Annotated in this window: 22 protein-coding genes and 1 tRNA gene; 17 read left to right on the forward strand and 6 right to left on the reverse strand. The window is 55.7% G+C overall.

What is annotated here, in order from left to right; all coding sequences use genetic code 11:
* Window positions 1–37 precede the first annotated feature (37 nt).
* Window positions 38–1,339 carry a CYTH domain-containing protein gene (locus QQZ17_RS10235; RefSeq protein WP_152406061.1) on the reverse strand — a complete coding sequence of 434 codons (1,302 nt, stop codon included), beginning with the start codon at window positions 1,337–1,339 and terminating at the stop codon, window positions 38–40.
* Window positions 1,340–1,580: 241 nt separating this feature from the next.
* On the opposite strand from QQZ17_RS10235, the gene QQZ17_RS10240 reads away from it, so the two are divergent.
* On the forward strand, window positions 1,581–2,201 hold the full coding sequence (locus QQZ17_RS10240) for a TIGR04211 family SH3 domain-containing protein (protein ID WP_152406062.1): 621 nt from the start codon (window positions 1,581–1,583) through the stop codon (window positions 2,199–2,201).
* Between the two features lie 65 nt (window positions 2,202–2,266).
* Window positions 2,267–3,508 (forward strand): multifunctional CCA addition/repair protein, encoded by a 1,242-nt coding sequence (locus tag QQZ17_RS10245; protein ID WP_152406063.1) that lies wholly within the window; start codon window positions 2,267–2,269, stop codon window positions 3,506–3,508.
* A gap of 104 nt (window positions 3,509–3,612) precedes the next feature.
* Here the strand turns inward: QQZ17_RS10245 and bacA are convergent, their stop codons facing one another.
* On the reverse strand, window positions 3,613–4,434 hold the full coding sequence (gene bacA, locus QQZ17_RS10250; RefSeq protein WP_042998185.1) for an undecaprenyl-diphosphate phosphatase: 822 nt from the start codon (window positions 4,432–4,434) through the stop codon (window positions 3,613–3,615).
* A gap of 231 nt (window positions 4,435–4,665) precedes the next feature.
* A complete protein-coding gene (gene folB, locus QQZ17_RS10255) occupies window positions 4,666–5,031 on the reverse strand; it encodes a bifunctional dihydroneopterin aldolase/7,8-dihydroneopterin epimerase (protein ID WP_042324296.1) in 366 nt (121 codons plus the stop codon).
* A gap of 106 nt (window positions 5,032–5,137) precedes the next feature.
* Between folB and plsY the strand changes: the two genes are divergently transcribed.
* Window positions 5,138–5,755 carry a glycerol-3-phosphate 1-O-acyltransferase PlsY gene (gene plsY, locus QQZ17_RS10260; RefSeq protein ID WP_042324298.1) on the forward strand — a complete coding sequence of 206 codons (618 nt, stop codon included), beginning with the start codon at window positions 5,138–5,140 and terminating at the stop codon, window positions 5,753–5,755.
* A gap of 33 nt (window positions 5,756–5,788) precedes the next feature.
* Here plsY and ttdR read toward each other — a convergent pair whose 3' ends face one another.
* Window positions 5,789–6,721, reverse strand: coding sequence for an L-tartrate utilization transcriptional activator TtdR (gene ttdR, locus QQZ17_RS10265; RefSeq protein WP_152406064.1), 933 nt, complete (start codon window positions 6,719–6,721; stop codon window positions 5,789–5,791).
* Between the two features lie 211 nt (window positions 6,722–6,932).
* Here ttdR and ttdA point away from each other — a divergent pair, with 211 nt between their 5' ends.
* The 10 genes from ttdA (at window position 6,933) to ureG (ending at window position 15,014) form a co-directional block, all read left to right on the forward strand.
* Window positions 6,933–7,844: a L(+)-tartrate dehydratase subunit alpha gene (ttdA, locus tag QQZ17_RS10270; RefSeq protein WP_094464815.1), complete on the forward strand. Its 912-nt coding sequence runs from the start codon at window positions 6,933–6,935 to the stop codon at window positions 7,842–7,844.
* Window positions 7,841–8,446, forward strand: a complete 606-nt coding sequence (gene ttdB, locus QQZ17_RS10275) for a L(+)-tartrate dehydratase subunit beta (protein ID WP_042324302.1) — start codon at window positions 7,841–7,843, stop codon at window positions 8,444–8,446. The genes ttdA and ttdB overlap by 4 nt, the downstream gene beginning before the upstream one ends.
* 48 nt (window positions 8,447–8,494) lie before the next feature.
* Window positions 8,495–9,958: an anion permease gene (locus QQZ17_RS10280; protein WP_152406065.1), complete on the forward strand. Its 1,464-nt coding sequence runs from the start codon at window positions 8,495–8,497 to the stop codon at window positions 9,956–9,958.
* A gap of 123 nt (window positions 9,959–10,081) precedes the next feature.
* Window positions 10,082–10,906 (forward strand): urease accessory protein UreD, encoded by an 825-nt coding sequence (locus tag QQZ17_RS10285; RefSeq protein ID WP_152754587.1) that lies wholly within the window; start codon window positions 10,082–10,084, stop codon window positions 10,904–10,906.
* Between the two features lie 10 nt (window positions 10,907–10,916).
* Complete coding sequence (locus QQZ17_RS10290) at window positions 10,917–11,219, forward strand: urease subunit gamma (RefSeq protein ID WP_152406067.1); 303 nt, start codon at window positions 10,917–10,919, stop codon at window positions 11,217–11,219.
* A gap of 9 nt (window positions 11,220–11,228) precedes the next feature.
* Window positions 11,229–11,549, forward strand: a complete 321-nt coding sequence (locus QQZ17_RS10295) for an urease subunit beta (protein WP_152406068.1) — start codon at window positions 11,229–11,231, stop codon at window positions 11,547–11,549.
* On the forward strand, window positions 11,542–13,245 hold the full coding sequence (gene ureC, locus QQZ17_RS10300; RefSeq protein ID WP_152406069.1) for an urease subunit alpha: 1,704 nt from the start codon (window positions 11,542–11,544) through the stop codon (window positions 13,243–13,245). Before QQZ17_RS10295 ends, ureC begins: the two co-directional genes overlap by 8 nt.
* Window positions 13,246–13,254: 9 nt before the next feature.
* The gene (gene ureE, locus QQZ17_RS10305) at window positions 13,255–13,713 is read left to right on the forward strand and encodes an urease accessory protein UreE (RefSeq protein ID WP_152406070.1); all 459 of its coding nucleotides are present in this window, start codon (window positions 13,255–13,257) and stop codon (window positions 13,711–13,713) included.
* Window positions 13,713–14,387, forward strand: coding sequence for an urease accessory protein UreF (locus tag QQZ17_RS10310; RefSeq protein WP_152406071.1), 675 nt, complete (start codon window positions 13,713–13,715; stop codon window positions 14,385–14,387). Before ureE ends, QQZ17_RS10310 begins: the two co-directional genes overlap by 1 nt.
* 9 nt (window positions 14,388–14,396) lie before the next feature.
* Window positions 14,397–15,014 carry an urease accessory protein UreG gene (gene ureG, locus QQZ17_RS10315; RefSeq protein WP_152406072.1) on the forward strand — a complete coding sequence of 206 codons (618 nt, stop codon included), beginning with the start codon at window positions 14,397–14,399 and terminating at the stop codon, window positions 15,012–15,014.
* 133 nt (window positions 15,015–15,147) lie between these two features.
* Here ureG and tsaD read toward each other — a convergent pair whose 3' ends face one another.
* Window positions 15,148–16,161, reverse strand: a complete 1,014-nt coding sequence (gene tsaD, locus QQZ17_RS10320) for a tRNA (adenosine(37)-N6)-threonylcarbamoyltransferase complex transferase subunit TsaD (RefSeq protein ID WP_042324318.1) — start codon at window positions 16,159–16,161, stop codon at window positions 15,148–15,150.
* Window positions 16,162–16,388: 227 nt separating this feature from the next.
* Here tsaD and rpsU point away from each other — a divergent pair, with 227 nt between their 5' ends.
* From rpsU to rpoD, 3 genes are all read left to right on the forward strand, one after another.
* Window positions 16,389–16,604: a 30S ribosomal protein S21 gene (gene rpsU / locus QQZ17_RS10325; protein WP_001144069.1), complete on the forward strand. Its 216-nt coding sequence runs from the start codon at window positions 16,389–16,391 to the stop codon at window positions 16,602–16,604.
* A 241-nt stretch (window positions 16,605–16,845) separates the two neighbouring features.
* The gene (gene dnaG, locus QQZ17_RS10330; protein WP_152406073.1) at window positions 16,846–18,591 is read left to right on the forward strand and encodes a DNA primase; all 1,746 of its coding nucleotides are present in this window, start codon (window positions 16,846–16,848) and stop codon (window positions 18,589–18,591) included.
* A 171-nt stretch (window positions 18,592–18,762) separates the two neighbouring features.
* Complete coding sequence (rpoD, locus tag QQZ17_RS10335) at window positions 18,763–20,610, forward strand: RNA polymerase sigma factor RpoD (RefSeq protein WP_046495899.1); 1,848 nt, start codon at window positions 18,763–18,765, stop codon at window positions 20,608–20,610.
* 45 nt (window positions 20,611–20,655) lie between these two features.
* Here the strand turns inward: rpoD and mug are convergent, their stop codons facing one another.
* The gene (gene mug / locus QQZ17_RS10340) at window positions 20,656–21,162 is read right to left on the reverse strand and encodes a G/U mismatch-specific DNA glycosylase (RefSeq protein WP_152406074.1); all 507 of its coding nucleotides are present in this window, start codon (window positions 21,160–21,162) and stop codon (window positions 20,656–20,658) included.
* Window positions 21,163–21,287: 125 nt separating this feature from the next.
* Between mug and QQZ17_RS10345 the strand changes: the two genes are divergently transcribed.
* A tRNA-Ile gene (locus QQZ17_RS10345) sits at window positions 21,288–21,363 on the forward strand.
* Window positions 21,364–21,429: the final 66 nt, after the last annotated feature.

The following is a 21,429-nucleotide window of genomic DNA, read 5'->3' on the forward strand; positions in this document are numbered from 1 at the left end:
GTAGGCCTGATAAGCGCAGCGCCATCAGGCACTCCAGTTATCGTTTTCCGCTGTGCAGCCAGAACGGTTCCTGGTTGTTCGCCTCATTGCGGAAATGTTCAATTTCAATATGTTGACCGGTGGCAATCGCGTGAAGCAATCCTTGCCAGTTCTCCAGCCAGGCCTGAACCACCGCCGCGTCGTAATACCCCGCCAGCAGCAAAACGGTATCAATATCGCGGCGTAAACGCGGCAACTGATCGCGATACTGGTCGCCCAGCGGTTGCCCAAATACGCTTTTCAGCTCAGCGGCGGTACGCGAAAGATGGATATCCGCGAAGCGCTTGAAAGAGTCCGCCATTTTAGCCTGCGCCTTTGCGTCCAGAAACGGCTGCCAGGCTTTGGTCACCAGCCACTCGGTTAGCGCCAGTTTCGCCATTGCCGTTTCGGTGGTGTAAACCGCCGTCACAGCAGAAACGGCCGACGCGATAGTAGCTTCCGACTGGGTTAACAGATCACGTAAGTGAGCGCTCGCTTTACGCGGAACAATACCGCCAAATAGCATCAGGGTGTGACGAACCAGACCCATCGCGGCCAACACGTCCGCCTTCGCCGCCTTATTGCCGCGAACCCAGAGTTCTTCATGGTACTGCCATTGTGCCAGCGCCAGCTCCAGAGAGGCTTCCAGCCCGTGTTCCACGCTGGCTTTCGCGGGCACTTTCAGCACCGCTGTCGGTTTACTCTCGCGTGGGGGATTCCCCTGCGCCAGATGATAACCGCGCGCCGCTTTACTCAGACTACCCTGGCGCAGGCCCGTCTGGCTCACCAGCTGATTTGCCAGCTTCAGCACCGCTCGGGTGTCGCCGCTCAGTAGTTCAAGCTCCAGCTCGCAAATCGGCTCAGCCAGTTCACCCGCTTTCACTTCGCCTAAATCGAGGGCAATTTCAATCTGGCTGCCATCCACCGTCAGCAGCCATTTTTCACGTTCAAAATCGGTGCTGAACAGCGGCTGCATGCGGGAGACGAGATCGACAGGTAGCTCACCGTTTGGCCACACTTGCGGCGGAAATTGCGTTAAATCCAGCACAGGTTCGTTCAGGGGGACATTGTATTCCGGTCGCTGGTGTAAACCGCCGGTCACTCGCCCGGCAATTTTCATTGTCATCTCGTAGCGCCCCTTCTCCCCACGAATACGCAGCCCCATATCGTGACCGCGCAGCCACTTATCCTCGGTCTCATAGTAAATATTCAACAATGGGCTGGGCGCATGATGCTCGCCTCCGAGCGTATTCAGATGGTCACGCAGCGCGTTCACTGCCTCGTGATTAACGATAAATTTTAATTCAATTTCCTGAGCCATGGCCTTGTACTTACCGGTTATGTCATATAAGAGAGAATCACGACGAACTTACGGTGATCTTTTTTGTCAGTAGATAGTATTTTGCGCCAAATTGCCATGCAACGGGCAATTTGACGGGCGTAAAAGTTTTGAAGTAGCGGTAAAGCGGACACAGATGATTCCGATTGATGTCGAATGCTTTGCGTAGAGACACTGATACCACTACTATCGTTCCACTTTCTATGACAATAACGACAGCCTGATGCCAAAATTACGCCTGATTGGATTTATGTTACTCGCACTTAGCGCTACTGCCGTGTCACACGCCGAAGAAAAGCGCTATGTCTCTGATGAACTGAACACCTGGGTCCGCAGTGGTCCGGGGGATAATTATCGCCTCGTCGGCACGGTCAATGCGGGCGAAGAAGTCATACTGTTACAAACTGACGCCAGCACGAACTACGCGCAGGTCAAAGACAGCACCGGGCGGACAGCCTGGATCCCGATGAAAGAGCTGAACAGTACGCCAAGCCTGCGCACCCGCGTGCCGGATCTGGAAAATCAGGTCAAAACGCTGACCGATAAGCTCAACAATATCGACACCACCTGGAATCAACGCACGGCTGACATGCAGCAGAAGGTGTCGCAGAGCGACAGCGTGATCAACGGGCTGAAAGAAGAGAACCAGAAGCTGAAGAACGAGCTGATTGTGGCGCAGAAGAAGGTCAGCGCCGCAAATCTGCAGCTTGATGATAAGCAACGTACCATCATCATGCAGTGGTTTATGTATGGCGGCGGCGTGCTGGGACTCGGCCTGCTTCTTGGTTTGATCCTGCCGCACATGATCCCAAGCCGGAAACGCAAAGACCGCTGGATGAACTAAATCGCCTTCTCCGCCGCACTGTCATATGATTAAGGGATTGTATTTCCCTGGAGAGGTGGTGTGGCGTGAAGATTTATCTGGTCGGTGGTGCGGTTCGGGATACGCTGTTAGGGCTACCGGTTAAAGATAAAGATTGGGTGGTGGTTGGCGCCACACCGCAACAAATGCTCGACGCGGGCTACCAGCAGGTAGGTCGCGATTTTCCTGTTTTTCTCCATCCGCAAACCCACGAAGAGTATGCCCTTGCGCGTACCGAGCGTAAGTCCGGCTCGGGGTATACCGGATTCACCTGTTATGCCGCACCCGACGTCACACTGGAAGACGATCTCCAGCGACGTGACCTGACGATTAACGCCCTGGCGCAAGATGATGACGGCCAGATTGTCGATCCCTATCAGGGACGTCGCGATCTGGATAAACGCCTGTTGCGCCATGTCTCACCCGCCTTTAGTGAAGATCCGCTGCGCGTACTGCGCGTGGCGCGCTTTGCCGCTCGCTATGCACATCTTAGCTTCCGTATTGCTGACGAAACCATGGCGCTGATGCGCGAAATGACGCACGCCGGTGAGCTGGAGCATCTGACGGCAGAACGCGTCTGGAAAGAGACCGAAAACGCGTTAACCACGCGCAACCCACAGGTCTATTTCCAGGTCTTACGCGACTGCGGCGCGCTGCGTGTGTTGTTCCCGGAAGTCGATGCGCTGTTTGGCGTCCCGGCCCCGGCGAAGTGGCATCCGGAAATCGATACCGGAATTCATACTCTGATGACGCTGTCGATGGCGGCGCTGCTCAGCCCAGCGGTTGACGTGCGTTTCGCTACGCTGTGTCACGACCTCGGTAAAGGTCTGACGCCGCCGGAGCTCTGGCCGCGTCACCACGGACACGGCCCGGCGGGCGTCAGGCTGGTCGAGCAGTTGTGCCAGCGCCTGCGCGTACCGAATGAAATTCGTGATTTAGCCAAACTGGTGGCGGAGTTCCACGATCTCATCCACACCTTCCCGATACTGCAACCTAAAATCATCGTGAAGCTGTTTGATTCGATCGACGCCTGGCGTAAACCGCAACGCGTGGAACAGATTGCGCTCACCAGCGAAGCCGACGTACGCGGACGGACGGGATTTGAAGCCGCGGATTATCCGCAGGGACGTTTACTGCGCGAAGCGTGGGAAGTCGCGCAGTCTGTCCCCACCAAAGACGTTGTCGAGGCCGGATTTAAAGGCATTGAGATTCGTGAAGAGCTGACCCGACGTCGGATTGCGGCGCTGGCCCACTGGAAAGAGACCCGTTTCCCGAAGGCGGTCAGTTAAGGCGTGAATGCCGGATGGCGATGCGCTTATCCGGCCTACGGTATCGCATCTCAACGCGTCGGCCGGATAAGGCGTTTACGCCGTCATCCGGCATGAGAGATCCGTCAGAAGAACACTACGTAAACCGCCGCGGCGACGATAAAGCGGTAAATAGCAAATGGAATGAACGAGATCCGCTTAATCAGCTGCAGGAAGGTCTTGATGGCAACTAGTGCGACCACGAAGGCGGTGACAAAACCGACGGCAAACATTGGGATATCGGCCGCCGTCAGGAACGACCAGCTTTTGTAGAGATCCAATGCGGTGGCGCCCATCATCATCGGTACTGCCAGCAGGAATGAAAACTCAGACGCCGCGTAACGGCTCACGCCCATCAGCATCCCGCCGGAAATGGTCGCCCCGGAGCGGGAGAACCCCGGCCACAGCGCCAGACACTGGAAGCAGCCAATCATGAATGCCTGACGGTAAGTCATATCATCCAGACCCGGCGCGCGCGGTTCTTTCGGCTTCAGACACTCTGCGGCGATCAGCAGTAAACCGCCCACCACCAGCGCATACATCACATTCACCGGGTTAAACAGCGATTTGATCGTATCGTGGAAGACCAGTCCCAGCACCACGGCCGGGATCATCCCCAGCAGAATGTGGATCAGCGTTAAACGACCTTTACTTTCCCCTTCACGCTGTAGCGGACGACCAAAGTGAATGCCGATCAGGCCAAACAGACGCCGCCAGAACATCACCACCACCGCAAGAATGGATCCCAACTGGATCACCACCTCAAACGTCTTTGCCGTGTCGCCCTCAAATCCCAACAGATGGCCCACAATGATCATGTGCCCGGTACTGGAAACTGGCAAAAACTCCGTCAATCCTTCGACCACACCCAAAATTGCCGCAATCAGCAGCGAGTGCATATCGCTCATCAATAAACCCCTAAATAGAAAAATCTACTGCACAAAAAGATCGCGTTTTATACCTAAATAATTCGAGTTGCGGGACAAAGCCCAAAGGGCTTTGAACAGCGCTAGCGCTGGCCCCGAAGGGGCGAGTCTCAGGATGAGACGAGTAACTCAGCAGCCAACGCACATGCAACTTGATGTATGACGGGTATAGGACTCTTTTATATCCGTTTGGTTTAACAAATATGAAGATAATTATTTTTCTTTCAGATTATTGCTACGCTCAATGATTACGCCCACATTGGCCGCGCGCGCCACCGCGCCTGGCTTACTCAGCTTGATGCGCACCCACGGCGAGTTAAAGCGCGTAAGCAGTAGCTCGGCCACCTCTTCGGCAACACGTTCCACCAGCGCAAAACGCCCACCTTCAACATGGCTAACGATCGTCTCGGCGATATCCGCATAGCTCAGGCAGTCGGCGACGTCGTCACTTTTTGCTGATTTTCGGTTATCCCACGCCATTTCGATATCGAACACCAGTTTCTGTTCAATCGTCTGTTCCCAGTCGTAAACACCAATAGTGGTGATTACCGAAAGTTGCTCTATAAATACAATATCCATCACGACCTGCCTGCTTTTTGGCTAACCCGGATACCACTTCCGGCGAAATATGCGTATTATCCACAGAAGTAGCGTTTTACACGACATTTTCAAAACGGAACAGCTTATGAGTGCAATCGCGCCTGGAATGATCCTCTTCGCGTACCTCTGCGGCTCCATTTCCAGTGCCATTCTGGTCTGCCGCATTGCTGGCTTGCCCGACCCGCGTAGCAGCGGATCCGGTAACCCTGGCGCGACCAACGTGTTACGAATCGGTGGCAAGGGAGCAGCCGTAGCGGTCCTGATTTTCGATGTCCTGAAAGGGATGTTGCCCGTCTGGGGCGCGTATGCGCTGGGCGTCAGCCCGTTCTGGCTGGGCCTTATCGCTATCGCCGCCTGTCTGGGGCATATCTGGCCAGTATTCTTCGGTTTCAAAGGTGGGAAAGGCGTGGCGACGGCCTTTGGCGCTATCGCACCTATCGGTTGGGATCTCACCGGCGTGATGGCGGGCACCTGGTTGCTCACCGTTCTGTTGAGCGGCTATTCATCGCTGGGGGCAATTGTCAGCGCGCTGATTGCACCGTTTTATGTCTGGTGGTTCAAACCGCAGTTCACCTTCCCGGTCTCCATGCTGTCGTGCCTGATTTTGCTGCGTCATCATGACAACATCCAGCGTCTGTGGCGCCGCCAGGAGACAAAAATCTGGACCAAACTGCGCAAGAGACGCGAGAAAGATCCCGAGTAAGGTTGGCCGGAAAATGGCGTTGTCCAGCCCGGCCTACAGCACCTGATAGCCTTCGTCCGGCTTGCCTAATCGTTGCTGGCACCATGCCGCCAGAAACTCCACGCAGACCCTGAGCTTCACGCTGCGATACAACGGCTCCTGATAAACCGCCCAGATGTTGGCGCTCTGCGCGTACTCCGGCAACACTCGCACCAGTTTGCCGCTCGCCAGAAACGGTTGCACATCCCACTCTGAACGCAACATGATGCCTTTGCCTTCCAGCGCCCATTGCAGAACGACCTCACCGCTGTTGGAAGAGAGATGCCCGCTCACTTTGACCGATTTTTTCGTCGTGCCATTTCCCAGTTCCCATATTCCGTGAGTCATGTCACGCTCTTTTGTCACCAGACAATCGTGGTGACTTAATTCCTGCAAGGTTTTTGGCTCAGGATATTTCTGTAAATATCCGGGGGAGGCACACAATATTCTTTTATTCTTTGTTAACAAATGCGCAATATAATAATCAGGGATTTCATCGTTAATGCGAATATCAAGATCGATATTATCCTGAACCAAATCAATTTGCCGATCGAAGAGTTCAAAATGGACCTGTAACTCAGGATAATTGCGCATCAGTTCGGTAATGGCAGGCGCAATGTGACTGCGGCCAAACCCGAAGCTACAACCAATACGAATCATCCCTTCCGGTCGCGTTTTGATTTGCGTCACTTCATCTATCAGGCGCTGATATTGCGTGAGGATCGCCAGCGCCTGTTCATAACAGCGTTGGCCACTTTCCGTCAGCGCCACACCGCGCGCAGAGCGGTTAAGCAGCGTGGTGTCGAGCGTGGTTTCCAGGATCTGAATCCGCTTCGTCACAAAGGCAGGCGTTTGTCCGAGGGTGCATGCCGCTGCGCTAAAGCTGCCCGTATGGACAATTTCCACCAGCACCTGAAGGTCTTTGGCTAAGGGCCAGTTTTTGAGCATTTTTCGGGTTATCCATGAAGTTGATACCTCAAGTGTAATTCGCAATCTACGGTTAATCTCTGCCTTTGCTCAATTTTCATCATCTTTCTTCAGCATCATTCACGAACTGTTAATTGCATATACACAGTGGCAAATAATATAAAACCACACATTTAATGGTAGTTTGTGAAAGAGAATTTATTTCCAGAAAAATAAAAGAACTGGAGTTGACATGATGAGCAATCAAAATAATCAAAATGCGGTTAATACGTTGACGGAAATAGTCGCCAACTTTACCGCCATGATATCCACCCGTATGCCCGACGATGTGGTGGACAAATTAAAACAGCTGCGGGACGCCGAAACATCAAAGATGGGGCAAATCATCTACCACACGATGTTCGACAACATGCAAAAAGCGATTGATCTTAACCGTCCGGCCTGTCAGGACACCGGTGAGATCATGTTCTTCGTGAAGGTCGGTTCCCGTTTTCCACTGCTGGGTGAGTTGCAAAGCATTCTCAAGCAAGCGGTGGAAGATGCCACGGTGAAAGCGCCGCTGCGCCACAACGCCGTAGAAATTTTTGACGAAGTGAATACCGGTAAAAACACCGGTAGCGGCGTACCGTGGGTAACCTGGGATATTGTGCCCGACGGCGATGACGCGGAAATTGAAGTCTATATGGCCGGTGGTGGTTGCACGCTGCCGGGGCGCTCCAAAGTACTGATGCCTTCCGAAGGTTATGAAGGCGTAGTGAAATTCGTCTTTGAAAACATCTCGACGCTGGCCGTCAACGCCTGCCCGCCAGTGCTGGTCGGCGTGGGTATCGCCACCTCCGTTGAAACCGCCGCCGTACTGTCGCGCAAAGCAGTATTGCGCCCGATTGGCTCCCGCCATCCGAATCCAAAAGCGGCAGAGCTTGAGCTGCGTCTGGAAGAGGGGCTGAACCGGCTGGGCATTGGTCCGCAAGGGCTCACCGGCAACAGTTCCGTGATGGGCGTACATATCGAATCCGCCGCGCGTCACCCGTCAACCATCGGCGTTGCCGTCTCCACCGGCTGCTGGGCGCACCGCCGCGGCACGCTGCTGGTCCATTCTGACCTCTCCTTCGAAAACCTGTCTCACACCCGGAGCGCGTTATGAAAAAGATCCTCACAACCCCGATCAAAGCCGAAGACCTGGAAGACATCCGCGTTGGCGATGTGATCTATCTGACCGGTACGCTGGTGACCTGCCGCGACGTCTGCCACCGCCGACTGATCGAACTGAAGCGCCCGATCCCCTACGACCTCAATGGCAAAGCGATTTTCCATGCCGGGCCCATCGTACGTAAGAACGGTGAAAAATGGGAGATGGTCTCCGTCGGCCCGACCACCAGTATGCGTATGGAAGCCTTTGAAAAAGAGTTCATTGAGCAGACAGGCGTCAAACTGGTGGTGGGTAAAGGCGGCATGGGACCGCTGACGGAAGAAGGCTGCCAGAAATTCAAGGCGCTGCACGTAATCTTCCCGGCCGGTTGTGCGGTGCTGGCCGCCACCCAGGTGGAAGAGATCGAAGAGGTGCACTGGATGGAGCTCGGTATGCCGGAATCGCTGTGGGTTTGTCGGGTGAAAGAGTTCGGTCCGCTGATTGTCTCTATCGACACCCACGGCAACAACCTGATCGCCGAAAACAAAAAACAGTTCGCCGAGCGTCGCGGTCCCATCGTCGACGAAATCTGTGAACACGTGCATTACATCAAATAACCCTTCCGGAGAGGCCTGCGCCTCTCCCTCTTTCGCAGGGATACGACAATGGCACCTTTATCTGGTTGGTGGCGATATCTGGCTCCGCTGGTGGTCATCGCCATTATTGCTGTTTTGCCCGTCCCCACCGGTCTTGAGAGCCACACCTGGCTCTACTTTGCGGTCTTTACCGGCGTCATCGTGGGACTCATTCTGGAACCTGTACCCGGCGCAGTCGTGGCGATGATTGGGATATCGATTATCGCAGTCCTCTCGCCGTGGCTGTTGTTCAGCCCGGAACAGCTCGCCCAGGACGGCTTCAAATTTACCTCCAAGGCGCTCTCGTGGGCGGTTTCTGGTTTTTCTAACTCGGTTATCTGGCTGATTTTCGCCGCCTTTATGTTCGGCACCGGGTATGAAAAAACCGGCCTCGGTCGGCGTATCGCGCTGATGCTGGTGAAAAAAATGGGGCACCGCACGCTGTTTCTCGGCTATGCGGTGATGTTCTCAGAACTGATCCTTGCCCCTGTTACCCCCTCTAACTCCGCACGCGGCGCAGGGATCATCTACCCGATTATCCGCAACCTGCCGCCTCTCTATAACTCACAACCCAACGATCCCAGTGCCCGCTCCATCGGCTCTTACATTATGTGGATGGGGATCACCGCCGACTGTGTGACCAGCGCCATTTTCCTGACGGCAATGGCACCAAACCTACTGCTGATTGGCCTGATGAAGACCGCCTCTCATACGGTGCTCAGTTGGGGTGACTGGTTCTTAGGCATGCTGCCGCTGAGCATTTTGCTGGTTCTGCTGGTGCCGTGGCTTGCCTATGTGCTGTATCCACCCGTGCTGAAGTCGGGCGATCAGGTGCCGCGCTGGGCGGAGTCGGAACTGAAAGAGATGGGGCCGCTCTGCTCGCGTGAGAAAAAGATGCTGGTGCTGATGGTAGGCGCACTGGTGCTGTGGATCTTCGGCGGAGACTATATCGACGCAGCCATGGTCGGTTACAGCGTCGTCGCTCTGATGCTGGTGCTGCGCATCATCTCCTGGGATGACATCGTCAGTAATAAATCGGCGTGGAACGTCTTCTTCTGGCTGGCCTCGCTCATCACTCTCGCAACCGGACTGAACAACACCGGCTTTATCACCTGGTTTGGCAAGCTGCTGGCCAGCGGGTTGAGCGGCTACTCACCGGTGCTGGTGATGATCGCGCTGATCGTGGTGTTCTGGCTGTTACGTTACTTCTTTGCCAGTGCAACGGCCTACACTTCCGCGCTGGCACCAATGATGATCGCTGCCGCGCTGGCGATGCCGGAAATTCCATTACCGGTATTCTGCCTGATGGTCGGTGCGGCTATTGGTCTGGGCAGCATTCTCACCCCGTATGCGACCGGTCCAAGCCCTATCTACTATGGTAGCGGTTATCTGCCGACGGTTGATTACTGGCGGCTGGGGGCAATTTTCGGTCTGATTTTCCTGGTGCTGCTGCTGGCGACCGGGTTGCTCTGGATGCCTCTCGTTTTGCTTTAACCTCGTTGGGGCGGCAGGGCTGTCGCCCCCTTTTTCCATAAGCGTCTCATATGACCGTTTTCCCCCTCTGCTGAGGCATACTTTTTACTATGCAAACACCCTCACGCTGATAAGGGAAACGCTCTGGATACCGTTGCGCACAAGACACCAACACGGGGCTGGCAGGCCGAACTCGACCTGCGGTTTAGCCATACCGCGCATAAAACGGTGCTCACTCGCGCACACCACGTCGGTCCCCTGACGGTTCAACGGCCGTTTTATCCGCAAGACGATGTTTGCCATCTCTATTTACTCCATCCTCCCGGCGGAATTGTCGGCGGTGATGAACTCCAGATTTCCGTCACGCTGGACGAAAACAGCCATGTATTAATCACCATGCCCGGTGCGGGCAAGTTTTATCGCAGCGCAGGTCCGCTGGCACGACTGCTCCAGACGTTTACGCTGGCCCCGAACGCGACGCTGGAATGGCTGCCGCAGGATACGATCCTGTTCCCGGGCGCTAACGCCAGCCTCTGCTCCATATTTCATCTCACCGCCGAAAGCCGCCTGCTGGGCTGGGATCTGCTCTGCTTCGGGCGACCGGTCATGCAAGAGACGTTCAGCCACGGCGCATTGCATAACCGCCTGGAAGTCTGGCGTGACGGGCAGCCGCTGCTCATCGAGCGCCTGACGCTGCGTGATGGGGATCTCGCGGCCATCGCCAGTCAGCCGTGGTGCGGCACCCTGCTCTGTTATCCGGCCACGGAACAGATGCTGGACGGCGTGCGCGAACGTCTGGCTCCGCTCGGTGATTATGCCGGGGCAACGCTCGCCGACCGGCTGCTGACGGTCCGTTTTCTGGCAGACGACAACCTGATCGTTCAGCGCGTCATGCGTGAAATCTGGCAGTTTTTGCGCCCGCTGTTAACCCAAAAGCCACCGCACCCGCCGCGCATCTGGCAAACCTAAGAGACTCCCTATGGAACTGACTCCCAGAGAAAAAGACAAGCTGTTGCTCTTTACCGCCGCGCTGGTCGCGGAGCGCCGACTGGCGCGCGGGCTGAAGCTGAATTACCCGGAATCGGTGGCGCTCATCAGCGCATTCATCATGGAAGGGGCGCGCGACGGCAAAAGCGTCGCTGCGCTGATGGAGGATGGCCGCCACGTTCTGAACCGTGAACAGGTGATGGAAGGCGTTCCGGAGATGATCCCGGACATCCAGGTTGAAGCGACCTTTCCGGACGGTTCGAAGCTGGTCACCGTTCACAGTCCGATCGTCTAAGGAGCAACCATGATTCCAGGTGAATACCGGATCGCGACAGGAAACATTGCGATCAACGCAGGGCGTGAAACGCGCACGATCGTGGTGGAGAATCATGGCGATCGCCCTATTCAGGTGGGTTCGCACTACCACTTTTACGAGGTCAACCCGGCGCTCCGCTTTGCCCGCGAATCCGCGCTGGGTTTTCGTCTGAATATTCCGGCGGGGACAGCGGTACGTTTTGAGCCGGGGCAAAAGCGAGAGGTCGAGCTGGTACGCGTGGCGGGCGCACAGCGTATTTTTGGCTTTCGCGGCGACGTCATGGGTGCGCTGGAGGTGAAACATGGCTGAAATTTCCCGACAGGCTTACGCCGACATGTTCGGCCCGACCACCGGCGATAAAGTACGTCTGGCGGACACGGAGCTGTGGATCGAAGTGGAAAACGATCTCACCACCTATGGCGAAGAGGTCAAATTCGGGGGCGGCAAAGTGATCCGCGACGGCATGGGCCAGGGGCAGATGCCGTCTCAGGATTGCGTGGATTTGGTGATCACCAATGCGCTAATCGTCGATCACTGGGGGATCGTCAAAGCGGATATCGGCATTAAAGACGGCAGGATCTTTGCGATTGGCAAAGCCGGGAATCCGGATATTCAGCCTGACGTGACGATCCCAATCGGCGTCGCCACTGAAGCGATCGCCGGCGAAGGCAAGATCGTGACGGCGGGTGGCGTGGATACCCATATTCACTGGATCTGTCCGCAGCAGGCGGAAGAAGCGCTGGTCTCCGGTGTGACGACAATGATTGGTGGCGGCACCGGACCGGCTGCCGGCACCAATGCCACCACCTGCACGCCGGGACCGTGGTATATCGCCCGAATGCTACAGGCGGCGGACACATTGCCCGTCAATATCGGCCTGCTGGGCAAAGGCAATGGTTCCCATCCCGATGCGCTGCGCGAGCAGGTTGCCGCTGGCGCCATCGGCCTGAAAATCCACGAAGACTGGGGTGCGACGCCTGCGGCTATCGACTGCGCGCTGACCGTAGCCGATGAGATGGACATTCAGGTGGCACTGCACAGCGATACATTAAACGAGTCGGGCTTTGTCGAAGATACGCTGGCAGCGATTGGCGATCGCACCATCCACACGTTTCACACCGAAGGGGCCGGCGGCGGGCATGCTCCGGATATCATCACTGCCTGCGCACATGCCAACATTCTTCCTTCTTCCACCAACCCGACACTGCCCTACACCGTCAACACCATTGATGAGCATCTCGACATGCTGATGGTTTGTCACCACCTGGATCCGGATATCGCCGAGGATGTCGCCTTTGCCGAATCCCGGATCCGTCGGGAGACCATCGCCGCCGAAGACGTGTTGCATGACATTGGCGCGTTTTCGCTGACCTCATCGGACTCTCAGGCAATGGGACGCGTGGGGGAAGTGATCCTGCGCACCTGGCAAGTGGCGCACCGGATGAAAGTGCAACGTGGCCCGTTAGCGGAAGAAACGGGTGATAACGATAATCTGCGCGTGAAGCGCTACATTGCCAAGTACACCATTAACCCGGCGCTGACTCACGGCATCGCCCACGAAGTCGGTTCGATTGAGGCCGGGAAGCTGGCGGATCTGGTGCTCTGGTCCCCTGCTTTTTTCGGCGTGAAGCCAGCCACAATCGTGAAGGGCGGCATGATCGCCTGCGCGCCGATGGGTGACATCAATGCCTCCATCCCCACGCCGCAACCGGTGCATTACCGCATGATGTTTGGCGCGCTCGGCGCGGCACGTCATCATTCCCGGCTGACCTTTCTGTCACAGGCGGCGGTGGAAAACAGCGTCGCGCAGCAACTCAATTTGCAAAGCCAAACCGCCGTGGTGAAAGGCTGCCGGACGGTGAAAAAAGCCGACATGATCCACAACAGCCTGCAACCCAATATCACCGTGGATGCCCAGACCTATGAGGTCCGTATCGACGGTGAACTGATCACCAGCGAACCCGCTGACGTTCTGCCAATGGCGCAGCGTTACTTTTTATTTTGAGGAGCCGAGATGCTGTTATTGACGCAACGCGTTGACACCCCAGCGCACGTCACCGCCACGCTGACGCTGCCAATTGATATCCGCGTGAAGAGTCGGGCGAAAGTACAACTCAATGACGGGCGCGAGGCGGGGCTGATGCTGCCCCGTGGCCTGCTGCTGCGCGGCGGCGACTGCCTGAGCACTGAAGACGGCACGGAAGTGGTGGAAATCATCGCCGCCAGCGAGGCGGTGTCGGTGGTGCGCTGTGCCGATCCGTTCCTGCTTGCGAAAGCCTGTTATCACCTCGGTAACCGCCACGTCCCATTACAAATTCTGCCGGACGAACTGCGCTATCACCACGATCATGTGCTGGATACGATGCTGCGCCAGTTCAAACTGCAGGTGACGTTTGCGCATTTGCCGTTTGAACCTGAGGCCGGGGCGTATGCCAGTGAATCTCATGGTCATCACCACAGCCATGCGCACTGATGCGTGATGCACTGCAGCAGTTGCGTCTACTGCAACTCGCCAGCAGCAGTCTGCCGGTGGGATCGTTTACCTGGTCACAGGGGTTGGAGTGGGTAGTTGAGACCGGCTGGGTGAACAGCGTGGACACCTTCGCACGCTGGCAAACCCGGCAGATGGAAAACAGCGTTTTCACCGTCGACCTGCCGCTGTTCGCCCGGCTGTATCACGCCTGCGAACAGGATGATATTGATGCCGCGCGACGCTGGACGGCGTATCTGCTGGCCTGTCGGGAAACCCGTGAGCTACGGGAAGAAGAGCGCAGTCGGGGCGCGGCGTTCACCCGACTGGTCGTCGACTGGCAGCCAGAATGCCCGCAGCCATGGCGCACGCTATTTGCCGACAGTCAGCTCTGCGGTATGGCCTGGCTGGGCGTGCAGTGGCGCATTCCGCTGCCCGACCTGGCCTTAACGTTCGGATACAGTTGGATTGAGAGTGCGGTGATGGCCGGTGTCAAACTGGTGCCGTTTGGTCAGCAGGCAGCCCAGCGGCTGATTATTACGCTTTGCTCGCAGTATGCCGAGGGCATGGCGCAGGCGCTGGCGTGCCCGGACGACGGTCTGGGTTCCGCCACACCGCTGGCAGCCATCGCCTCTGCACGCCATGAAACGCAATATTGCCGTTTATTTCGCTCCTGAGGAGAGACAATGAGTGAGTACAAACATCCCCTGCGCGTTGGCGTAGGCGGCCCGGTGGGTTCCGGTAAAACCGCCCTGCTGGAAGCGCTATGCAAAGCGATGCGCGACCGCTGGCAACTGGCGGTGGTCACCAACGATATCTACACCAAAGAGGATCAGCGCATTCTCACCGAAGCTGGCGCGCTGGCACCGGAACGCATTGTCGGTGTGGAAACCGGCGGCTGTCCGCACACCGCCATCCGCGAAGATGCCTCGATGAATCTGGCCGCGGTGGACGCGTTAAGCGAAAAATTCGGCAATCTGGATCTGATTTTTGTTGAGAGCGGCGGCGACAACCTGAGCGCCACCTTCAGCCCGGAACTGGCGGATCTCACTATCTACGTGATCGACGTGGCCGAAGGGGAAAAGATCCCGCGAAAAGGCGGACCGGGGATCACCAAATCGGATTTCCTGGTGATCAACAAAACCGATCTCGCTCCCTATGTAGGCGCGTCGCTGGAGGTCATGGAACGCGACACGCTGCGTATGCGTGGCGAGCGCCCGTGGACGTTTACCAATTTAAAATCGGGTGACGGTCTGGCGACAATTATTGCGTTTCTGGAAGACAGAGGAATGCTGCGGGTGTAGTGCGGGTGTATGCGGTGTATTGCCGGGTGGCGGCTTCGCCTGACCCGGCCTACGGTCTTGTCGATCCGGTAAACGCAGAGAATAGATTCGCAGGCCCGGTAAGCGCAGCGCCACCGGGCAGGACAGAAAGCGCTTATGCCGCAGGCAGCTCCGCCAGCGGCCAGCGCGGTCGTACGGTCACGCCGAGATCCGCCGTGGCCCCCGCTTTAAAGCGCACCATACCGGCATAAGCTATCATCGCCCCGTTGTCGGTACAAAATTCCGGACGGGCATAGAACACGTCGCCACGACGTTTTTGCATCATCTCCGCCAGCTTCGCCCGCAGCGTACGGTTGGCGCTGACGCCGCCCGCCATCACCAGACGCGTAAAGCCGGTCTGATCCAGCGCCCGCTTGCACTTGATCATTAGCGTATCCACCACCGCGTCTTCAAACGCCCGGGCGATATCGGCACGAGTTTGATCATCATCGCCGTTATTACGAATCGTATTCGCCGCAAAGGTTTTCAACCCGGAGAAGCTGAAATCCAGCCCCGGACGATCGGTCATGGGCCGCGGGAAAACAAAACGTCCGGCGGTGCCCTGCGACGCCATTTTCGACAGCATCGGGCCGCCAGGGTAGTCGAGTCCCAGCAGCTTGGCGGTTTTATCGAACGCTTCACCGGCAGCGTCGTCAATCGATTCACCGAGCAACGCATACTGCCCAACGCCCGTCACGCTGATAAGCTGGGTATGTCCCCCCGATACCAACAGCGCCACAAAGGGGAATTCTGGCGGGTTATCTTCCAGCATCGGTGCCAGCAGATGCCCTTCCATATGATGTACAGGGATAGCGGGCACATTCCATGCAAACGCCAGCGAACGACCGACGGTTGCGCCGACGAGCAGCGCGCCAACCAGACCCGGTCCTGCGGTATACGCCACCGCATCAATCTCTTTCGCACTCAGTCCCGCCTCTTTCAGCGCCGCCTGAATCAGCGGCACCGTTTTGCGGACATGATCGCGGGAGGCCAGTTCAGGCACGACCCCGCCGTAGTCAGCATGTAATTTCACCTGACTATACAATTGGTTGGCTAACAGACCTTTTTCGTCGTCGTAAATGGCGATGCCGGTTTCATCGCAGGATGTTTCAATTCCCAGTACACGCATGACTTGTTTCTACCTCACGTTATTACCGCGCAGTGTAGGTCGAATGCGGGTAGATGTATACCCTCACTCCCGATTTCGTGTATACTCTTCCCCCTTATAAAAGTCCCTTTCAAAATCGCATCGGTGCTTTACAAAGCAGCAGCAATTGCAGTAAAATTCCGCACCATTTTGAAATAAGCTGGCGCTGATGCCAGCGGCAAACCGAATTTATCAAAGGTGAGAGTTACATGCCGGTAATTAAAGTACGTGAAAACGAGCCGTTCGACGTAGCACTGCGTCGCTTCAAGCGTTCCTGCGAGAAAGCAGGCGTTCTGGCGGAAGTTCGTCGTCGTGAGTTCTATGAAAAACCGACTACCGAACGCAAACGCGCCAAAGCTTCTGCTGTGAAACGTCACGCGAAGAAACTGGCTCGCGAAAACGCACGCCGCACTCGTCTGTACTAATCTCTGTCGGGGGCTGAGGCTCTCGATTCAGACCGAGTTGTAGTTGTAAGGCCGTGCTTCCGAAAGGAATGCGCGGCTTATTTTCGTTTATACACGTCATCATTCAAGCTGCCTCTGCGTTGGCTGCGCTCGCTCACCCCAGTCACGTACTGATGTACGCTCCTGAGGATTCGCTCTCTTGCCGCCTTGATGCAACCTGAATGATTTTGTGTATATGAGTCATAAAAAATAAACGGGGCATATGGCTGGACGAATCCCACGCGTATTTATCAATGACCTGCTGGCAAGAACCGACATCGTCGATCTCATCGACGCGCGGGTAAAGCTGAAAAAACAGGGCAAAAATTATCACGCGTGTTGTCCGTTCCATAACGAAAAGACCCCCTCTTTCACCGTAAACGGTGAAAAACAGTTTTATCACTGCTTTGGATGCGGCGCGCACGGCAACGCTATCGACTTCCTGATGAACTACGACAAGCTCGAGTTCGTGGAAACCGTCGAAGAACTGGCGGCTATGCATAACCTTGACGTCCCGTTTGAAGCAGGCACAGGCCCCAGTCAGATAGAGCGCCATCAACGGCAAAGCCTGTATCAACTGATGGATGGCCTGAACACGTTTTATCAGCAATCTCTGATGCAACCCGCCGCTACCCCTGCGCGCCAGTATCTGGAAAAGCGAGGACTCAGTAGTGAAGTGATCGCGCGTTTTGCTATTGGCTTTGCGCCCCCCGGTTGGGACAACGTCCTGAAACGGTTTGGCGGCAATAGCGAAAATCGCCAGTCACTGGTGGATGCGGGTATGTTGGTCACCAACGATCAGGGACGCAGTTACGATCGCTTCCGCGAACGGGTGATGTTCCCCATCCGCGATAAGCGTGGTCGGGTGATAGGTTTTGGCGGTCGTGTGCTGGGTGATGCTCTACCGAAGTACCTCAACTCCCCGGAAACCGATATTTTCCATAAGGGCCGCCAACTGTATGGCCTTTATGAAGCGCAGCAGGATAACGCCGATCCGCAACGTTTGTTAGTGGTGGAAGGCTATATGGATGTGGTGGCGCTGGCGCAGTATGGTATTAACTATGCCGTGGCTTCGCTGGGCACCTCAACCACCGCCGATCATATTCAGCTCCTGTTCCGCGCCACGAACAACGTTATTTGCTGTTATGACGGTGACCGTGCAGGACGAGACGCCGCCTGGCGCGCGCTGGAAACCGCACTGCCGTACATGACGGATGGTCGTCAGCTACGCTTTATGTTTTTACCTGATGGCGAAGACCCCGATACGCTGGTGCGTAAAGAGGGGAAAGCGGCATTCGAAGCCCGGATGGAGCAGGCCCTGCCGCTCTCCGCGTTTTTGTTTAATAGCCTGCTGCCGCAGGTGGACCTGAGCACACCGGACGGTCGAGCGCAGTTGAGTACGCTGGCGCTACCGCTCATCACTCAGGTACCGGGTGAAACGTTACGCATTTATCTGCGACAGGAATTGGGCAACAAGCTTGGCATTCTGGATGACAGCCAGCTTGAACGATTAATGCCAAAATTGTCCGAAAGTGGGACTTCCCGACCCGCTCCGCAGCTAAAACGCACGACCATGCGTATACTGATAGGACTGCTGGTGCAAAATCCGGAACTGGCGCCGCTGGTGCCCCCGTTAAGCGGCCTGGACCAGAATAAGCTGCCTGGACTTGGCTTATTCGCAGAACTGGTCAACACTTGTTTGTCCCAGCCAGGGCTAACCACCGGACAGCTTTTAGAACACTATCGTGGCACAAATGATGCGGCCACCCTTGAAAAATTGTCGACGTGGGACGATATAGCAGATAAGGATATTGCTGAAAAAACCTTCACCGACTCACTCAACCATATGTTTGATTCGATGCTTGAGCTGCGCCAGGAAGAGCTAATCGCCCGCGAGCGCACACACGGTTTAAGCAGCGAAGAACGCCGGGAGCTCTGGACACTGAACCAGGAACTGGCGAAGAAATGAATTGAAACAGACAAAAGTATTTAACGGCTTAAGTGCCGAATAGCGATCGGGAAGCCCCCGACAGCCGCACTGAGAGGCAGCGGCCACAAATATAAGTACGCCCTCGCTTTAAATGTTGGCAGCAACGGCTTGCTGACTCTAATCAAACGAATTAAGTGTGGATACCGTCTTATGGAGCAAAACCCGCAGTCACAGCTGAAGCTTCTTGTCACCCGTGGTAAGGAGCAAGGCTATCTGACCTATGCCGAGGTCAATGACCATCTGCCGGAAGATATCGTCGATTCAGATCAAATTGAAGATATCATCCAAATGATCAACGACATGGGTATTCAGGTGATGGAAGAAGCACCGGATGCCGATGATCTGCTGCTTGCTGAAAACACCACCAGTACCGACGAAGACGCGGAAGAAGCGGCTGCGCAAGTTCTGTCCAGCGTAGAGTCTGAAATCGGTCGTACCACTGACCCGGTTCGCATGTACATGCGTGAAATGGGTACCGTTGAACTGTTGACCCGCGAAGGCGAAATCGATATTGCGAAACGCATCGAAGACGGGATCAACCAGGTTCAGTGCTCCGTTGCCGAATATCCAGAAGCTATTACCTATCTGCTTGAGCAGTACGATCGCGTTGAAGCTGAAGAAGCCCGTCTGTCCGATCTGATCACCGGTTTTGTCGATCCAAACGCGGAAGAAGATCTGGCCCCTACCGCCACTCACGTCGGATCTGAGTTATCTCAGGAAGACATGGATGACGATGAGGACGAAGACGAAGAAGACAGCGACGACGACAGCAGCGATGACGACAACAGCATCGATCCTGAGCTGGCGCGCGAGAAGTTCGGCGAACTGCGTACGCAGTACGAAGTCACGCGTGACACCATCAAAGCGAAAGGTCGTAGCCACGCCGATGCCCAGACTGAGATCCTGAAGCTGTCTGAAGTATTCAAGCAGTTCCGTCTGGTACCAAAGCAGTTTGACTACCTTGTGAACAGCATGCGCGTCATGATGGACAGGGTTCGTACCCAGGAACGTCTGATCATGAAGCTCTGCGTTGAGCAGTGCAAAATGCCGAAGAAGAACTTCATCACCCTGTTCACCGGCAATGAAACCAGCGAAACCTGGTTCAATGCGGCTATCGCGATGAACAAGCCGTGGTCCGAAAAACTGCATGATGTGGCCGATGACGTTCACCGTGGTCTGCAGAAACTGCGTCAGATTGAAGAAGAAACCGGCCTGACCATCGAGCAGGTCAAAGACATCAACCGTCGCATGTCCATTGGCGAAGCGAAAGCGCGTCGTGCGAAGAAAGAGATGGTTGAAGCAAACTTACGTCTGGTTATCTCTATCGCCAAGAAATACACCAACCGTGGTCTGCAGTTCCTGGATCTGATTCAGGAAGGCAACATCGGTCTGATGAAAGCGGTCGATAAGTTTGAATACCGTCGTGGTTACAAGTTCTCCACCTATGCAACCTGGTGGATCCGTCAGGCGATCACCCGCTCTATCGCGGATCAGGCGCGCACCATCCGTATTCCGGTGCATATGATTGAGACCATCAACAAACTCAACCGTATCTCCCGCCAGATGCTGCAAGAGATGGGTCGCGAGCCGACGCCGGAAGAGCTGGCTGAACGTATGCTGATGCCGGAAGACAAGATCCGTAAAGTGCTGAAGATCGCCAAAGAGCCGATCTCCATGGAAACCCCGATTGGTGACGATGAAGATTCGCATCTGGGTGATTTCATCGAGGATACCACCCTCGAGCTACCGCTGGATTCTGCCACAACCGAGAGCCTGCGTGCGGCAACGCATGACGTGCTGGCTGGCCTGACCGCGCGTGAAGCGAAAGTCCTGCGTATGCGTTTCGGTATCGATATGAACACCGACCACACGCTGGAAGAAGTGGGTAAACAGTTTGACGTTACCCGCGAACGTATTCGTCAGATCGAAGCGAAGGCGCTGCGTAAACTGCGTCACCCGAGCCGTTCTGAAGTGCTGCGTAGCTTCCTGGACGACTAATCCCGTCGCACAAACAACAAACGCCACCTTTCGGTGGCGTTTTTTTTACATTCCGCGCACGATCAGCGCTTCATCCAGTTCCCTGAATGCTTCCACCAGTTTATCCAGCGTAATGCGGCTCAACCCGCTGGTATTCGGCAACACCCACACCTGCGTTGCGCCAATGGTTATGCTCTGTTTTCCCCACTGTACGCCGCGCTGGCTGAAGCCTTGCTCAAATGCCTGCTTACCCAGAATCGCCAGGGCATGCGGTTGGTACTGCTCAATTTTGACAATCAGGCTACGTCCACCGTCGTGCAACTCCTGACGCGAGACTTCATTGGCCTGCACCGTTGGCCTGTCAACCAGTTTGGTGACACCGCAGCGAAAATCCAGCAGGTGTTCTGCCTCTTCGGGTTTGAGCTGGCGCTCGGTAAAACCGGCCTGATGAATCACCTTCCAGAAACGGTTCGCCGGATGTGCAAACGGAAATCCCGTCCCGGCAGAAGAAAGCCCCGGATTGATGCCGCAGAACACGACCCGCAACCCTGGCGCTAAAATGTCCTTAACCATAACGACTCCACTACATAACATCGTAAGAAAAGTATAACGGATTGAAAATACGTTGTTTAATAAAACAGCATACGTACGGTTATGGCTGGATTGCACGCCGGAGTTACTTTATAATTCACCGCCACGGCCCCTTAGCTCAGTGGTTAGAGCAGGCGACTCATAATCGCTTGGTCGTTGGTTCAAACCCAACAGGGGCCACCAAATAAAACAAGGAGTTAGATGAGAAATCGTCTGACTCCTTTTTCTTTGGATGTGATTTGGGTCAGG

Source organism: Citrobacter sp. T1.2D-1, assembly GCF_950098555.1.
Classification (GTDB): domain Bacteria; phylum Pseudomonadota; class Gammaproteobacteria; order Enterobacterales; family Enterobacteriaceae; genus Citrobacter_A; species Citrobacter_A telavivensis.

Excerpts from the sequence above, each read along its gene's own strand:
- QQZ17_RS10235 (WP_152406061.1), bottom strand. The coding sequence starts at position 1,339 with ATGGCTCAGGAAATTGAATTAAAATTTATCGTTAATCACGAGGCAGTG.
- QQZ17_RS10240 (WP_152406062.1), top strand. The coding sequence starts at position 1,581 with ATGCCAAAATTACGCCTGATTGGATTTATGTTACTCGCACTTAGCGCT.
- bacA (WP_042998185.1), bottom strand. The coding sequence starts at position 4,434 with ATGAGCGATATGCACTCGCTGCTGATTGCGGCAATTTTGGGTGTGGTC.
- folB (WP_042324296.1), bottom strand. The coding sequence starts at position 5,031 with ATGGATATTGTATTTATAGAGCAACTTTCGGTAATCACCACTATTGGT.
- plsY (WP_042324298.1), top strand. The coding sequence starts at position 5,138 with ATGAGTGCAATCGCGCCTGGAATGATCCTCTTCGCGTACCTCTGCGGC.
- ttdR (WP_152406064.1), bottom strand. The coding sequence starts at position 6,721 with ATGCTCAAAAACTGGCCCTTAGCCAAAGACCTTCAGGTGCTGGTGGAA.
- ttdA (WP_094464815.1), top strand. The coding sequence starts at position 6,933 with ATGATGAGCAATCAAAATAATCAAAATGCGGTTAATACGTTGACGGAA.
- ttdB (WP_042324302.1), top strand. The coding sequence starts at position 7,841 with ATGAAAAAGATCCTCACAACCCCGATCAAAGCCGAAGACCTGGAAGAC.
- QQZ17_RS10280 (WP_152406065.1), top strand. The coding sequence starts at position 8,495 with ATGGCACCTTTATCTGGTTGGTGGCGATATCTGGCTCCGCTGGTGGTC.
- QQZ17_RS10290 (WP_152406067.1), top strand. The coding sequence starts at position 10,917 with ATGGAACTGACTCCCAGAGAAAAAGACAAGCTGTTGCTCTTTACCGCC.
- QQZ17_RS10295 (WP_152406068.1), top strand. The coding sequence starts at position 11,229 with ATGATTCCAGGTGAATACCGGATCGCGACAGGAAACATTGCGATCAAC.
- ureC (WP_152406069.1), top strand. The coding sequence starts at position 11,542 with ATGGCTGAAATTTCCCGACAGGCTTACGCCGACATGTTCGGCCCGACC.
- ureE (WP_152406070.1), top strand. The coding sequence starts at position 13,255 with ATGCTGTTATTGACGCAACGCGTTGACACCCCAGCGCACGTCACCGCC.
- QQZ17_RS10310 (WP_152406071.1), top strand. The coding sequence starts at position 13,713 with ATGCGTGATGCACTGCAGCAGTTGCGTCTACTGCAACTCGCCAGCAGC.
- ureG (WP_152406072.1), top strand. The coding sequence starts at position 14,397 with ATGAGTGAGTACAAACATCCCCTGCGCGTTGGCGTAGGCGGCCCGGTG.
- tsaD (WP_042324318.1), bottom strand. The coding sequence starts at position 16,161 with ATGCGTGTACTGGGAATTGAAACATCCTGCGATGAAACCGGCATCGCC.
- rpsU (WP_001144069.1), top strand. The coding sequence starts at position 16,389 with ATGCCGGTAATTAAAGTACGTGAAAACGAGCCGTTCGACGTAGCACTG.
- dnaG (WP_152406073.1), top strand. The coding sequence starts at position 16,846 with ATGGCTGGACGAATCCCACGCGTATTTATCAATGACCTGCTGGCAAGA.
- rpoD (WP_046495899.1), top strand. The coding sequence starts at position 18,763 with ATGGAGCAAAACCCGCAGTCACAGCTGAAGCTTCTTGTCACCCGTGGT.
- mug (WP_152406074.1), bottom strand. The coding sequence starts at position 21,162 with ATGGTTAAGGACATTTTAGCGCCAGGGTTGCGGGTCGTGTTCTGCGGC.